This is a genomic window from Methanobrevibacter sp. (genome assembly GCF_045636185.1).
Classification (GTDB): Archaea; Methanobacteriota; Methanobacteria; order Methanobacteriales; family Methanobacteriaceae; genus Methanocatella.
The window spans coordinates 1-14,343 of sequence record NZ_JAZTXC010000046.1 but is presented as its reverse complement, the minus strand read 5'-3'; the positions used below and the strand labels follow the sequence as shown (position 1 = coordinate 14,343).

The following is a 14,343-nucleotide window of genomic DNA, read 5'->3' as shown; positions in this document are numbered from 1 at the left end:
CAAGATTTACAAAGAAAATGGTTTGAAGCACAGGTTGAACTTGCTGAAAAACTTAAAATGCCTTTATTTTTACATGAAAGAGAAGCTCATGAAGATTTATATAAAATATTGAGTAGACATGATGAAGTAATTGAAAAAAGTGTTGTTCATTGTTTTACTGGAACAAAACAAGAAGCTCAAAACTATATTGATTTAGGCTGTTATATAGGTGTTACTGGATGGATTTGTGACATGAAAAGGGGAAGAGATTTACAAGAGACAGTAAGTGTAATTCCTCCAGAAAAATTAATGATTGAAACAGATGCACCGTTTTTAATACCTAAAAACTTTGATAAAAAACCTAAAAAGAATAGAAATGAACCAAAATATTTGCCTCACATACTCAAAACAATTGCAATTTGTATGGGTATGGATGCAGAAGAACTTGCATTGCAGGTAACTGCAAATACAAAAGAATTTTTTAAAATATGAAAAAGGTGATAAATATGGCAGTAGAACCTCATAAACATTGTCCAATATGTGGAACTCCAATTCCATTAGATGAACTCGTATGCTCCCCCGACTGTCAAAAAGTATGGGATGCAAGATTAAACCAAACAAAAAGAAGCAGAATTATATTATATATCCTTATAGTAATATTCATAATTGTTTGGGCATTTATAACATTCTTCAAGTAGATGTGATAAAATGATAATAACATCAGCAAATACACTGGAAAATAGATTTGTTAAAGAGTATAAAGGCATAGTTACTGGAGAAGCATTAATTGGTGCTAATATCTATAAAGATTTATTTTCTGGTGTCCGTGATGTTGTAGGCGGTAGAACATCAAGTTATGAAGAAGAAATTAAAAAAGCTCGTGACATTGCTCTCCAAAGTATGATAGAAAAAGCAGAACAGTTAAACGCAAATGCAATTATCGGTCTAAAAATTTCTTATGACAATCTTGGTGGTACCATGGGAAATACAATTTTAATTACAGCTTATGGTACTGCAATATTATATGAAGAAAAATGAAAATAGATAAAGAAAGAATAGCAAACTCACAAAAAGCTTTTAATTCCATTGTAGTAGGAACAGCAGCAGGCGTTATAACTTATTATGTATTTTTATATTATAATATTGCTATTTTTGGATGGAATTTAGGTCTGATATTTGCGCCATTAGTTGCAGGATATGTTGAAACTATTCTTGCCCAGAGATTAATTGGAGAAAGTATTGGGGCAATTAGCGCTTTTATCTTATTTTTAGTAACGGTAGTTTACGGTTTTATTATCGCAAATCCTACACTGGGATATAATATTATCACTTTCGGTTCAATAATAATTATTATCCAGGCAGCCATTCCAACATTTATTAATTACTTTGGAATTGTAGTTATCATTTCAATGCTATCCTATCTTACAGGCTTTTTCAAGAAATTAACTGATACAATAGATAACTATATAAGAAAACTTTTTGGAAAAGAAGAAAAACAAGAAGAAATAATTGAACCATTTGATGATGCCGGAAGCAATAAAAAAATTAATTCCCTTGATTTTGTTTTTATGACAAACAATAATCCAAAAATCGAATATGACAATTTAGGTTATTTTTATTCTACAGCAATACTTGAACGTAATACTCATTTGCTGCATTTGTCTCCAGAAAATGTTGAAAAAAAGCATTTAAATGAATTGAAAGAAGGCAAAGATGCATGCCTAATCAGATTATCTGAAGAAATAAAAAAAGCCGGAGGCAATGGTGTAATCGATTTAGAAATAAATTACATTCTAAATGGCCTTGGAGGATCCTGTTTTCAAATAATAGCCAGTGGAATGGGAATTAAAATCACGGGAAAACCCCTAACATCTTAAGAGCAATGTACAGTACAACCACACCAAACACTTGTTTTAAACGTTTTTCAGGTAACTTATGAGCATATTTCGCACCAACTTGTGCTAAAGGCACTGAAAAACAAGCAATCAACAAAAAATTAATTATGCTAACATAACCTAAGGAGTATGGGAATGGATTGATTCCCCAACCTGAAATAATATAGGATATCGTTCCACCAATGGCCGTTAGAGAAATGAATACTGATGAAGTACCAATAGCCCGAATCATTGGAAATCCCAATAGCATTGTCAGAATTACTATTAAAAATATACCTCCACCAATACCCAGCAAACCTGAGAAAAATCCTACAAAAAGACCTGTTAGCATGATTGCTATAAAATTAAAATCGAATTTAGCTTCTTTTTCCTTTTTATCCCTTGAAAGTAAATTTCTAATAGCTATGAATAATAATAAGAGTCCAAAAATTATTTCTAAAATTCTTGAAGGCAATGCCGAAGCTACAAAACCTCCCATAAAACTTCCGATAATACCAAAAATACCCAATTTAACTCCAGGACCCACGATATTATCTAATTTTTGAGAATGCTTGTAAGCACCACTCGTAGCAGTTGGGATAATGATAGCCAAACTGGTTCCAAGTGAAATCAGCATAGCAACATCAGGCTCAACTCCAATATATTTTAAAAGGAAATATTGGAAAGGAACTATTAAAAACCCTCCTCCAACACCTAAAAGGCCTGAAGCAAAACCTGCAACAATACCAATCAAAATTAAACCTATATAATATTCAATTGCAAACATGATAATATCCTTTAGTAAATAATTTAAATAATTAATTCAAATAACTAATCTTAATGAAGATAAACAAGACTATATTAGTTGGTATCCTATTTATAATAATTGCCGGCATGATTTTTATAAGCAATATTTTAAATCCAATAATACACCCAATAACACATTTATTTTTAATGGGATCTTCTAAAGGAAAGGACATAATATTTTTTGGATTGATGGGATTCTTGCTAATATCCTCACAGTTATTTAAAGACTTGAAAATTGATTCAAACAAATATTTAAAACTTACCATTGTCTTAGGTTCAATCACTTTGATTGCAGGGATACTTCTGGAAGTCCTATTTAGATACCAGATGGGAATCGGCCTCAACACTATTTTCATGACTATGGGAAAAAGCATTTCATCAACAAGCATTTTGCATACCCACCTATTAAAGTCCATTTTTGGAGAGGTTATAACTAATTTAATAGGACCTTTTATTGAAAGTAAAATCAATACTGGTGTAGGCCTATATCAATACATTCCAAGTATTGCAAAAATAATAATTATACTCCTGCCAATAACATTCATTACACTATTATTGGCTATTAGAAATAAAAGATTTGTTCAAACATTCTTACTTTCATTTTTTGGATGCTGCTTATTGATTGGAGCATTGGATGGGGGATTATTCTCAACCCCTGCAATAATTGGAATATTTGGAGTGTTTTTAATTGAAAGAAATGACATATGCATAGAACAAATTGTTGACTACATTATCAAAAGAGAAAAGGTATGCGACAGATGTAAAATTATACCTCCATTTAAAAGCAAGACTGATTTGATAAAAGTTTTAATAAAGAGATATCTGCCATATATTGTTGCTGCATTAATAATAATCCTAAGATTTTCAATAGCCATTATTGGAGCAAATACCGATTACTATGAAGTGGATGTTGCAAATCCTGCAGATAACATCGAATTAAATGATTTTCCAATAAAGAATGTGACACATGATAAGAATAAGACAGTTTATATTATAGATTCCAATTATAATGAAATGAAACTATTGAATGATTTGAAAAGACCCCTAAACAATAGATGTGACTATTATACCGTGTCTTGGAATACTTTTTCATATTTGGAACCTAACCATTCAATTACCAATTTATACCGCACTTTGAAAAACTAAATTTTTATAAAATATTAAAATAAAATATTAAATTGTATGATTTTAAGTATTATTATACCGACATATAATGAAGAGGAATATTTGCCTATCCTTTTGGACAGCATAAAAAAACAGAATTTCGAAGATTATGAAATAATTATTGCCGATGCAAATTCTACAGACAAAACTCAAGAAATAGCTGAATCATATGGTTGTATCATTACCGAAGGAGGCATGCCTGGAGTTGGTCGGAATAATGGTGCTAAAATAGCTAAAGGAGACATTTTACTGTTTTTAGATTCTGATTTGGAACTTACTGACGATTATCTTAGGGATGCAATATATGAATTTAAAATGGAAAGACTTGGAATTGCAATTACACAAATGAAACCATTATCTAAAAAATCAGAAGATCAGCTAACCCATTATCTCGCTAATCAATTTATGATTGGTATTGAAAAAATCAAACCTCATGGAGCAGGATGTTATGGAATCCTTGTTAAAAGAGAACTCCATGAAAAATGTGGAGGATTTAATGAAGAGTTAACATTCGGTGAGGATAGTGAATACATCACCCGTTTGGGGAAGGTTGAACGATTTAAAGTACTTAGAAAGCCAAGAATAGGTGTATCAACAAGAAGACTTGAAGAAGAAGGATTTCAAAGATTAATACGCCAATATGGAAAAAGTACATTTAATGATTTAATGGGAAAAAGGACTGATGCCGAAGATCTGGATTATGGTTTTGAACATGGAAAAGAACATATGAGTAAAGAAAAGTTAGATGAATTTTCCATAGAATCCGAGAGAATAACTAAAATGTTTGAAAATTATGACAAATCCGTTGAAAAAGTAAACACAGCCAAATCTTATTTTAAAAGAACGAAATTCCAAAAAAATAGAAAGAGAAAAATTGTATTTTATTGTGTTTGCGGTGAAGGAATGGGTCATGCAATAAGATCAGGAGTCATAATCGACAGGATTAAAGAAAAATATGATGTTTATGTGTTCTCACATGACAGAGCATATGAATATTTAAATGAAAAATTTGATCACGTTTATGAAATTGGAGGATTTAATACTGTCTATATTAATAATAAAGTTAGTAACACACAAACATTAATCAGTGCAATAAAAAGAAATCCGACCAACATTAAAGTAGGTTATGAGGAACTCTACAAAAAGGCCAGAAAATTATCCCCAAATGTAATTGTTACTGATTTTGAAATGTATGCAACAATAGTATCCAAGCTTCTCCAGATTCCATTAATAACATTAGATAATATCCATATGATTACCCAGGCAAAAATTGATTATCCCCCACATCATCAACCAGAAATGCTTAAAGCAAAAGGAGTAATAAAAGGATATGTCGTAAGACCAAAATTCCATATTTTAACAAGTTTTTTCTTCCCAAAAGTCCGATCTGGGAAAAATGCAGTAATTTACCCACCAGTAATTCGTGAAGAAATATATAACCTAAAGCCAACAACAGGAGATCACATAATAGTTTATCAAACAAGTAAAGAAAGTAAGAAACTTGTTCAACGCTTAAAATACATTGATGAAAACTTTATTGTCTACGGTTTCAATAAAGACAAAGTCTATGAAAATCTAACATTCAAACGTTTCAATGAAGATGAATTTTATGATGATTTGGCAAGTGCAAAGGCTGTTGTATGTAATGGTGGATTTACATTCATATCCGAAGCCATTACACTTAAAAAACCTATATACAGTGTTCCTGCTATCGGAAACTTTGAACAGACATTAAACGGATTTTATGTTCAAAAATTAGGTTACGGCGAATATCATGAAACTATGAGCATTAAAAAACTCCGCTCATTCTTGAAAAGACTGGACAAATATCAAAATAAGTTAAATAATGTTAAGAGATACAATAACGATGGAATAATACGTGAATTAGAATATCGTATTGAAAAATATTCCCATTAAAAAAAAATAAGTTTTAGGTGAACTTATAAAGTTACACCCATATCTAACTGTTCAGTTAGTTCTTTATATCTATTTCTGATAGTTACTTCAGTAACACCAGCAATTTCTGCTACATCCCTTTGGGTTTTTCTCTCACCGAGTAAAACAGATGCAATGTATAATGCAGCAGCCGCTACACCGGTTGGTCCTCTACCTGAAGTCAATCCTTTTTCCATTGCTTTTTCAATTATCTCAATAGCTTTAGATTGAGCTTCACCAGATAAACCTAATTCACTTGCGAATCTAGGAACATAATCTACAGGAGATGTTGGTGGCAATTTAATATTCAATTCTCTTGTAAGGAATCTGTAAGTCCTACCAACTTCTTTTTTAGTTACTCTTGAAACCTCAGCAATCTCATCTAATGTACGTGGAACATTACATTGTCTGCATGCAGCATATAATGAAGCTGCCACTACACCTTCAATACTTCTTCCACGGATGAGCTTATTATCTACAGCGCTTCTGTAGATTACTGATGCTGCTTCTCTTACACTTCTTGGAAGCCCCAGTCTTGATGAATCTCTGTCCAGTTCTGACAATGCAAATGCTAGGTTACGTTCAGTTGCACCAGAAATTCTGATTTTTCTTTGCCATTTTCTTAGTCTGTACCATTGAGCACGGTTTCTTGCAGGAATATCACGACCGTAAATATCCTTATTCCTCCAATCAATCATGGTACTTAAACCTTTATCGTGAATAGTGTATGTTATTGGAGCTCCGACCCTTGTACGTTTATCTCTTTGCTCATGGTCAAATGCTCTCCATTCAGGACCCATATCAACTAAATTTTCATCAATTACTAATCCACAATGAGAACAAACAACTTCTGCTCTTTCATAATCCCCAATTAATTCTTTAGAACCACATTCTGGACAAACAGCAGTTTTAGTTTCACCTTCATTGCCTCTTGCTGCCCTATCAGATCTTTTTCTACGTTTAGGTGGTTGATTTACTTCTTCTGACGTGGTTTCATCCTCCTTTTTTTATGTTTTTTAGATTTTGGTTTTGATACGAACAGATCTTCACCACAATTTCTTCTAATTTCATCCAAATTTGCTGACCTGAATAGACGAATTGAAATATATGGCTGTTTAGTAGGTCCAAAAACATAGCTTACCTTCCCAATTTTATTTTTATTACTATCATAAACAATCCCACCACTAGTTGGTGTTTGGGAGGACCTTGCTATTAATTTGCCAGAGTTTGCTATATGCAAACTATTTCCTAAAAATTTCATAGAATCAAACTAAAAATTAAATCTGTATCGTTTTTATATTTAGAGTACTCAAGTATATAAAGTTATCGATATACTTATATATAGATAAATTAGTTATTTAAATAATTTTATATTTTCATCTCAATCCTACAACATGAGATAATGACATTCCTGAATTTAACATGTCAGTGATTTTTTTCTCCTTAAGTTTTATCTCAAATGTTTTATTCATGACATCCACGAAAAATTCCTTAGGTATAACGACAACACCAGTCTCATCACCATATAAAAAGTCACCTGCAGATATTTCCATTGATTCTAAAAGCAAATCAACATTAATTTTACCTAAACCTAAAGCCTTGCCAGCATTAGGACGGAATCCACAAGCGAAAATAGGATAATCCATATATAAAAGTGCATCCAAATCACGTACACAACCATAAACCAAAGTTGCTTTAACACCATTGTTTTTAGCGCAGGTGGAAGCTAATTCACCCCATATTGCAGCATCCATATCTCCTGTGTCAACTAACAAGACATCACCCTCATCGGCTTCATCAATAGCAAGAGTAATGGTACCCCAGTCATCGCTATCTGTCTTGACTGTTGTGATTTTACCCCAAGTTTTTAAATTGTTAATGGATTTCAAATTATAAAGTACTCCAGATCTGTGGGCTATTTCATTGAATGCATCTGAAATTTGACAACTGGAAATCTGATTTAAAAATGAATTTAAATTAATGAATGCATCATAGTTTTTGCCATTAAAAATTAAGTCATCAATTGTAATATTTTCTAGAGATATGTCTTCAAATTCTTTTATTTTACTTAAATCTTTTTTGTTATGCAGTAAATCTTGAGGTCTTATTGACATTTAATCACCATATGTTTTCAATGATACTATATGTAATGCCAATAATAAAAAAATTTCTATAAACAATATTTTATATATTAGTTTAACCAAATCATTAATTGTAGTATTTGAACAATACTTATTTATTATATGCTAAAAAGTTCATTTATTCATTATTATTAATTCATTTATTAACATTTGATTAACAAAAAAAGGAGAAAATTTAATTATAAAAAGGATTTAAAAGAAAAAATATGAAAATTAACAAAATTAAATTGCTATAAGACCAAATTAGACCTAAATAATTAAATTTTCATTTGTACTTTTTACTCTTTTTAGTGTATGATAGATTTAAAAAACATGTTTATCGTATAATTTATTTATTGCCTAAAAATAATTATAATTTTTAGAAAAATATAAATTAACCCGATTACTAAGCTAGGGGGCTTAAAAATGGGAAAAGGCGAAGAATTAACTACAACAAAATATTTAATCCATGCGCAGATTACTGCAAATGGTATTGTAGAAAAACCTGATGTTGTCGGAGCAGTATTCGGACAGACTGAAGGTTTATTAAGTAACGATTTAGATTTAAGAGAACTACAAAGAACTGGTAGAATAGGTAGGATCCAAGTCAATATTCATTCTAACAGCGGAAGAGCAAAAGGAGATATTGTAATTCCTTCAAGTTTAGACAGAGTTGAAACTGCTATTCTTGCAGCATCATTAGAAACAATCAATCGTGTTGGACCTTGTGAAGCAGAAATCCAAACTTTAAAAGTTGAAGATGTTCGTGCCGTTAAAAGAGAACAAGTAGTAAACCGTGCCAAAGAAATCTATAAAAACATGGTTGAAAGTGTTGGTCCGGCCAGCATGAAAATGATTGAAGAAGTAAGGGAAGCTATGCGTGTTCATGAAATTTCCGAATATGGAGATGACAGATTACCTGCAGGCCCAAGCATACACACTTCAGATGCTATCATTGTCGTTGAAGGACGTAGCGATGTCTTGAACTTACTTAAATACGGTATTAAAAATACTGTTGCTGTTGAAGGAGTAAGCGTTCCACAATCAATTGGAGAGTTAAGTAAAAAAAGAACCACCACTGCATTTGTAGACGGTGACCGTGGTGGAGAATTAATCTTAAAAGAACTTTTACAAATTGGTGAGGTTGACTACATTACCCGTGCTCCTCAAGGAAAAGAAGTTGAAGACTTAGAAAAAGATGAAGTGCTTGTTGCACTTAGAGATAAAGTTCCTACTGCACAATTTTTAGCAAACCACAACATTCTTTCAGAATCAAATAACAATAATTCCAATTATAAATCCAATAAAAATCATAACAAAAGGCAAAATCAAAAATTCAACAAAGAACCTGAAGTTGAAGATGATGAAGTCAGCCTAATGAAAGATATGTTAAAAGAATTTGAAGGCACCGGATGCGGAGCAATATTGGATGAAGCATTGAACATGACTAAAGAGGTTTCAATTGAAAATATTTACGAAGAAATAAAAAATATTGATGGAACCGCCAATACAGTAATATTTGATGGAATCATTAGCCAAAGACTGGTTGATGTTGCTTCCCAAAAAGGAATTAAAAAACTTGTTGCTTTCAAAGCAAACATTGTTAAAAAACCACATAACTTAAAAATTATTACAATTGAATAAATTATTCAATTAGAGAGGATTTTTAATCCTCATTTACTATTTTTTTCAAACAAACACCATTCTACCTACAATTAATATCACTATAAATTATAAATATTAATACTAACAAATATTAATAAGGAAATTAAATAAGGAGGAAATTTAATGAATATAAACATTGAAAATTATTATGCGGCTAGAAAGAATATTTTTGAAAGATTCAATGAATCCAGTACAATAACAAAAATAGTCTTTTCATTTTTAATGGCTTGTATTACTGGTTTAATGGCTCAAATCATTATTCCTCTCCCATGGACCCCAGTTCCAATTACAGCACAAACATTGGCAGTATTATGTTCTGGATTATTCCTTGGTAAAAAATATGGATGCTTAAGCCAGATAATGTACATTGTTCTAGGAATTGCATTCATCCCATGGTTTGGAGGAATGACCGGCGGAATAGAAACAGTACTTGGATCTACCGGCGGATATTTTGTTGGATTTTTAATTGCATCATACTTCATAGGATACATTACTGAAAAATACACTGACGCACGTAATTTCACTCGTATGTTTGCAGTTATCGGTGTAGCTAACTTTGCATTAATTTATATTCCTGGTCTTTTAGGATTAGCATTATGGTTCTACTTAACTCAAGGTACTGTTTTAGGAGTTGTAGAATTATTGATGATGGGTCTCATTCCATTTGTCTTTGGAGACCTTGTTAAAATTGCTATTACTGCAGGAGTATCAAAAGTTTGCTTGCCAAAAGAATAAAAGGTTAATCTTAACCTTTTTTACTATTTTTTTAGATTTATATGAAAATTAAATTGAGAGGCCATCATTTGTTATGTCTTCAAGGTTTTCAGGGCTATGGATATAGCGAAGACTTTGTCTCAAATATGACTCGCATTAACGAATTGAGAAAATCAAAAGACTGCATTATTTCATTAACCAATGAACCTGATGACATTTGTTCTGCATGTCCCAATTTAAATAATAATATGTGTGAAAATGAAATGCAAAACAGTATTATTGTAAAAATGGACAATGAAGTCTTATCTAAACTAAATTCCAGCAAGGAACATAATTCAATAGACCTATTCGATGAAGTCTCTTCCAAATTTAATTCATTGAAAAGTGTTGAAAATGTCTGTAATGGTTGTAAATGGACAGATGAATGCTTATTTTACAAAAAATTAAAATAAAACGATACATTTAAATACTACCTAAAATATATATTAAAATGTTGTTATATTGCAACATAGTCCCGTAGGGTAGTGGTAATCCTTCTAGGCTTTGGACCCGGAGACGGCGGTTCGACTCCGCTCGGGACTATTCAAATAACTTTTTTTACGAGACTTTTATATGGAAAAGCTACTGCTTATTGGAATTAATACAAGAAGTATGCTTAACAGTGCATTAAAACTAGATTATGAAATTTTTTCAACCAGCTATTTTTCAACATCAGATACACCAACAATAAAAAACCAGAAAATAATTTTAGAGGAAAAGGACAATGAAAGTTCTGGGGTTTTTGAAGATGAATTTGACAGTTCAAGAATTTTAGAAATATCTAAAGATTACATTGATGAAGCAGACTACATTATTCCAATTTCTGGAATCTCACCAAATGATTTTGCAAAAAAAGATCAAAAGAAGATTCTAGGAAACCGGAATCCATCAGAAATTGAGGATAAGTTTAGATTTTATAAAAAAATAAAAGATGAATTTAAAGTTCCTGAAACTTTTTTAATGAAAGATGTAGATGAAGCAATTGAAATTAGTAGAAATAAACCTAATGTTAAATATATTGTAAAACCTCTTAAAGGATCTGGTGGTTATAACATAAATCTTTTAAATAATGATAGCTGTATTCAATTAAATGATGGTGAAAAATTTATCTTTCAGGAATATGTTGAAGGGATAAATCTGAGCTCATCAATACTTGGAAGTAAAGATTATAAAAAAACCATAATGAACTCCAGACTGCTTACGGAGAATGATTTTGAAAATAACAATAGCTTCATATATATTGGAAATATCATGCCTTTGACAGATGAAAGCATATTGGCTGATGTTAAAGACATAGATAAAATAAACGATGAAATGATTGAAACATCACAGCATTTAGCCCATAAATTCGATTTGATAGGTTCCAACGGTGTTGACTATATTCTAAATGAAAAAGGATTATATGTGATAGAGGTCAATCCCAGAATACAGGGAACATTCGAATGTGTAGAGAAATCTCTTGGAATAAACATGCTGGATGCACACATTAAAAGCTGTCTGAATGAAAGTGTAGAAATTCCAAAAGCCAAATATTATTCATATAAAAAAATTATTTATTCACCATGCCGAAACAAATATTCAAAAATAGGTCTGGATAATATTTATGATCTGCCTCATATCGGCACGATAACTGAAAAATCAGAGCCATTGCTTACAATAATAGATAAGGATGCTGATTTTGATAACTTATATAAAAAAGTTGAAAATAGCTCTTCAATTGTAAATCAGGAAGTTAAAAAACACCAAGCAGATATAATATAAATAATATAGATCCTATTGTAATTAAAAAGGTAGTTGCAATCATTGCATAAGTTGCCCAGACAAATAATTTGGCCTTATTCTCCGGATCTTTCATAAATTGGTCAATCGGATCTCTTCTCATTTTTACACCATAACAAATAAAACAAAAAAATATTTAAAAATAAAAAAAATAAGAAAATGAAAAAGAATAAGAAAAATCTTATTCTGAGGCCTCTTCAGCAGCTTTTTGAGCTTTTTCATTCTTTTCGATAGTAGACCTAATCATTTTCAAACGAACAAAGTTTTCCCTTTCCATTTCTTGGAGTCTCATATCAATATACTTTTCAGTATTTTCGAATCTTGGAATCATAATATGTTCTAAAGCATTTACTCTACGTTTTGTAGCTTCAATTTCCTCAGCTAATAGGAAAATAGTTTTTTCTACTTCACCAAGTTCAATTAAATACTTGAGAGATTCCTCGAATTTTTTAGCAGCTTCGTCTAATTGGATAGTTGTGTCTGAAAAACCATAACCTCTGTCAACAATGGATCTTTCTTCCATTTTAACATCAGTTACAGGTACAGCTACACCCATAACACTTCTTGAATTGATTTCAACATCAATAGATTCTTTAACTGATAAAGCAGCTTTTCTTACAGCTAAATCACCCATTGCAATTTGAGCTTCAAGTAATGCATCATTAGCTTCTTTTAAACTTAATTCTGCGTTTTCACGAATACCTTTAACACGATCCAAGATATCAAAAAATTCTTTGATTAAAGCATCTCTTTTTTCTTTGAGTAAACCATGCCCTTTAACAGCTAGTTTAGTCCTGTTTTTAAGAGATAATAACTCCATCCTTGTTGGATTAATTCCATCAATAATATCTTGTGCCATTTAATCACCTGTTTTAAACAAATGAATTTAGTCTTTTGGAAGGTATTGTTCGATAAATTCTTCTTTAACCCTTTTGAGTTCTGCTTTAGGTAAGATTTTAAGTAACTCCCAACCGAGATCTAAAGTTTCAAAGATTGTTCTGTCTTCATCTTTACTTTGAGTGATGAATCTGTCTTCGAAAGCTTGTGCAAATTCCAAGAATTTTTGATCCCTTTCAGTAAGAGCTTCTTCCCCTACAACCGCAACTAAGTCTCTCAATTCACGACCTTCTGCATAAGCAGAATAAAGTTGGTCAGATACTCCACTGTGGTCATCACGAGTTTTGTCTCCACCGATACCACCACTCATCAAACGAGAAAGTGATGGAAGTACGTCTACAGGAGGATAAATACCTTTCCTGGAGATTTCCCTACTCAATACAATTTGTCCTTCAGTAATATATCCAGTTAAATCTGGAATAGGGTGAGTAATATCGTCTTGAGGCATAACTAAGATAGGCATTTGAGTAATTGAACCTTCTTTACCATCAATACGTCCTGCCCTTTCATAAATACCAGCAAGGTCAGTGTACATGTAACCAGGGTAACCTCTTCTTCCAGGTACTTCTTCTCTTGCTGCAGAAATTTCCCTTAATGCTTCACAATAGTTGGTCATATCAGTTAAGATAACCAATACTTGCATACCTAAAGTAAATGCATAATATTCCGCAGTAGTTAAAGCCATTTTTGGAGTCAAGATTCTTTCAATAGCAGGGTCGTCTGCTAAGTTCATGAATACTGTTAATTTTTCTAAAGCTCCAGTACGTTCAAAGTCTCTCATAAAGAAGTTTGCTTCTTCGTTTGTAATACCCATAGCAGCAAAAATTACTGCAAACTCATCGTCTGCACCTAATACTTTAGCTTGTCTTGCAATTTGAACAGCTAAATCATTGTGAGGTAAACCAGATCCAGAGAAAATAGGGAGTTTTTGTCCTCTTACTAATGTGTTCATTCCGTCAATGGTAGAGATACCAGTTTGAATAAATTCTTCAGGGAATTCACGAGAAGCAGGGTTCATAGGAGCCCCATTAATATCTAACTCTTCGTCAGGAATAATTTCAGGTCCACCGTCAATAGGTTTACCGATACCGTTAAAGATACGACCTACCATGTCTTTGGATACACCGATTTTTGCGGTTTGACCAGTGAATCTGGTTTTGGTATCTTTAGTGTTTAAATCATTAGTTCCTTCGAAAACTTGAATAACAGCAACATCTTTAGTTACTTCGAGAACTTGTCCACTTCTTTTTTCACCAGTAGGTGTTTCAATATCTACAATTTCATTGTAACCAACGCCTTCTACTCCTTCAACAACCATCAAAGGACCTGAGACTTCAGATACAGTAGTATATTCTCTAGTTTTAATATTT

16 protein-coding genes, 1 tRNA gene and 1 pseudogene are annotated in these 14,343 nt (G+C 31.8%); 11 read left to right on the top strand and 7 right to left on the bottom strand.

Annotation, left to right across the window (positions count from 1 at the left end):
• The 4 genes from ACKI3Q_RS02975 to ACKI3Q_RS02960 form a co-directional block, all read left to right on the top strand.
• A partial coding sequence (locus ACKI3Q_RS02975; RefSeq protein ID WP_407414103.1) for a TatD family hydrolase occupies nucleotides 1-471 on the top strand: 471 nt, incomplete at its 5' end.
• 14 nt (nucleotides 472-485) lie between these two features.
• Complete coding sequence (locus ACKI3Q_RS02970; protein WP_407414101.1) at nucleotides 486-677, top strand: DUF2116 family Zn-ribbon domain-containing protein; 192 nt, start codon at nucleotides 486-488, stop codon at nucleotides 675-677.
• A gap of 10 nt (nucleotides 678-687) precedes the next feature.
• The gene (locus ACKI3Q_RS02965; RefSeq protein WP_407414099.1) at nucleotides 688-1,017 is read left to right on the top strand and encodes a YbjQ family protein; all 330 of its coding nucleotides are present in this window, start codon (nucleotides 688-690) and stop codon (nucleotides 1,015-1,017) included.
• Nucleotides 1,014-1,856: a hypothetical protein gene (locus ACKI3Q_RS02960; RefSeq protein WP_407414097.1), complete on the top strand. Its 843-nt coding sequence runs from the start codon at nucleotides 1,014-1,016 to the stop codon at nucleotides 1,854-1,856. Before ACKI3Q_RS02965 ends, ACKI3Q_RS02960 begins: the two co-directional genes overlap by 4 nt.
• On the opposite strand, the gene ACKI3Q_RS02955 is transcribed toward ACKI3Q_RS02960, so the two are convergent.
• Entirely contained in the window at nucleotides 1,831-2,643 is an 813-nt protein-coding gene (locus ACKI3Q_RS02955) for a sulfite exporter TauE/SafE family protein (RefSeq protein WP_407414107.1), read from the bottom strand. The genes ACKI3Q_RS02960 and ACKI3Q_RS02955 overlap by 26 nt on opposite strands.
• Before the next feature lie 50 nt (nucleotides 2,644-2,693).
• On the opposite strand from ACKI3Q_RS02955, the gene ACKI3Q_RS02950 reads away from it, so the two are divergent.
• Together ACKI3Q_RS02950 and ACKI3Q_RS02945 are read left to right on the top strand one after the other, a co-directional pair.
• Entirely contained in the window at nucleotides 2,694-3,806 is a 1,113-nt protein-coding gene (locus ACKI3Q_RS02950; RefSeq protein ID WP_407414095.1) for a hypothetical protein, read from the top strand.
• Between the two features lie 36 nt (nucleotides 3,807-3,842).
• Nucleotides 3,843-5,741: an MJ1255/VC2487 family glycosyltransferase gene (locus ACKI3Q_RS02945; protein ID WP_407414093.1), complete on the top strand. Its 1,899-nt coding sequence runs from the start codon at nucleotides 3,843-3,845 to the stop codon at nucleotides 5,739-5,741.
• Between the two features lie 23 nt (nucleotides 5,742-5,764).
• On the opposite strand, the pseudogene ACKI3Q_RS02940 reads toward ACKI3Q_RS02945, so the two are convergent.
• From ACKI3Q_RS02940 to ACKI3Q_RS02930, 3 genes and pseudogenes are all read right to left on the bottom strand, one after another.
• Nucleotides 5,765-6,682: pseudogene (locus ACKI3Q_RS02940) on the bottom strand (transcription initiation factor IIB); the annotation flags it as partial.
• 50 nt (nucleotides 6,683-6,732) lie between these two features.
• Nucleotides 6,733-7,020 carry a Gar1/Naf1 family protein gene (locus tag ACKI3Q_RS02935; protein ID WP_407414091.1) on the bottom strand — a complete coding sequence of 96 codons (288 nt, stop codon included), beginning with the start codon at nucleotides 7,018-7,020 and terminating at the stop codon, nucleotides 6,733-6,735.
• A 115-nt stretch (nucleotides 7,021-7,135) separates the two neighbouring features.
• On the bottom strand, nucleotides 7,136-7,873 hold the full coding sequence (locus ACKI3Q_RS02930; protein WP_407414089.1) for an RraA family protein: 738 nt from the start codon (nucleotides 7,871-7,873) through the stop codon (nucleotides 7,136-7,138).
• 432 nt (nucleotides 7,874-8,305) lie between these two features.
• Between ACKI3Q_RS02930 and dnaG the strand changes: the two genes are divergently transcribed.
• From dnaG to ACKI3Q_RS02905, 5 genes are all read left to right on the top strand, one after another.
• On the top strand, nucleotides 8,306-9,523 hold the full coding sequence (dnaG, locus tag ACKI3Q_RS02925; protein ID WP_407414087.1) for a DNA primase DnaG: 1,218 nt from the start codon (nucleotides 8,306-8,308) through the stop codon (nucleotides 9,521-9,523).
• A 150-nt stretch (nucleotides 9,524-9,673) separates the two neighbouring features.
• Entirely contained in the window at nucleotides 9,674-10,279 is a 606-nt protein-coding gene (locus ACKI3Q_RS02920) for a biotin transporter BioY (RefSeq protein WP_407414105.1), read from the top strand.
• Between the two features lie 41 nt (nucleotides 10,280-10,320).
• Nucleotides 10,321-10,710 carry a DUF1284 domain-containing protein gene (locus ACKI3Q_RS02915; RefSeq protein ID WP_407414085.1) on the top strand — a complete coding sequence of 130 codons (390 nt, stop codon included), beginning with the start codon at nucleotides 10,321-10,323 and terminating at the stop codon, nucleotides 10,708-10,710.
• 58 nt (nucleotides 10,711-10,768) lie between these two features.
• Nucleotides 10,769-10,840: transfer RNA gene (locus ACKI3Q_RS02910), tRNA-Gln, on the top strand.
• A gap of 30 nt (nucleotides 10,841-10,870) precedes the next feature.
• Nucleotides 10,871-12,058 carry an ATP-grasp domain-containing protein gene (locus ACKI3Q_RS02905; RefSeq protein WP_407414083.1) on the top strand — a complete coding sequence of 396 codons (1,188 nt, stop codon included), beginning with the start codon at nucleotides 10,871-10,873 and terminating at the stop codon, nucleotides 12,056-12,058.
• Here the strand turns inward: ACKI3Q_RS02905 and ACKI3Q_RS02900 are convergent.
• The 3 genes from ACKI3Q_RS02900 to ACKI3Q_RS02890 form a co-directional block, all read right to left on the bottom strand.
• Nucleotides 12,030-12,179, bottom strand: coding sequence for a hypothetical protein (locus tag ACKI3Q_RS02900; protein WP_407414081.1), 150 nt, complete (start codon nucleotides 12,177-12,179; stop codon nucleotides 12,030-12,032). The two genes, ACKI3Q_RS02905 and ACKI3Q_RS02900, sit on opposite strands and share 29 nt — an antisense overlap.
• A gap of 78 nt (nucleotides 12,180-12,257) precedes the next feature.
• On the bottom strand, nucleotides 12,258-12,935 hold the full coding sequence (locus ACKI3Q_RS02895) for a V-type ATP synthase subunit D (protein ID WP_407414079.1): 678 nt from the start codon (nucleotides 12,933-12,935) through the stop codon (nucleotides 12,258-12,260).
• A gap of 27 nt (nucleotides 12,936-12,962) precedes the next feature.
• Nucleotides 12,963-14,343: V-type ATP synthase subunit B (locus ACKI3Q_RS02890; protein ID WP_407414077.1), on the bottom strand; the 1,381-nt coding region annotated here is incomplete at its 5' end.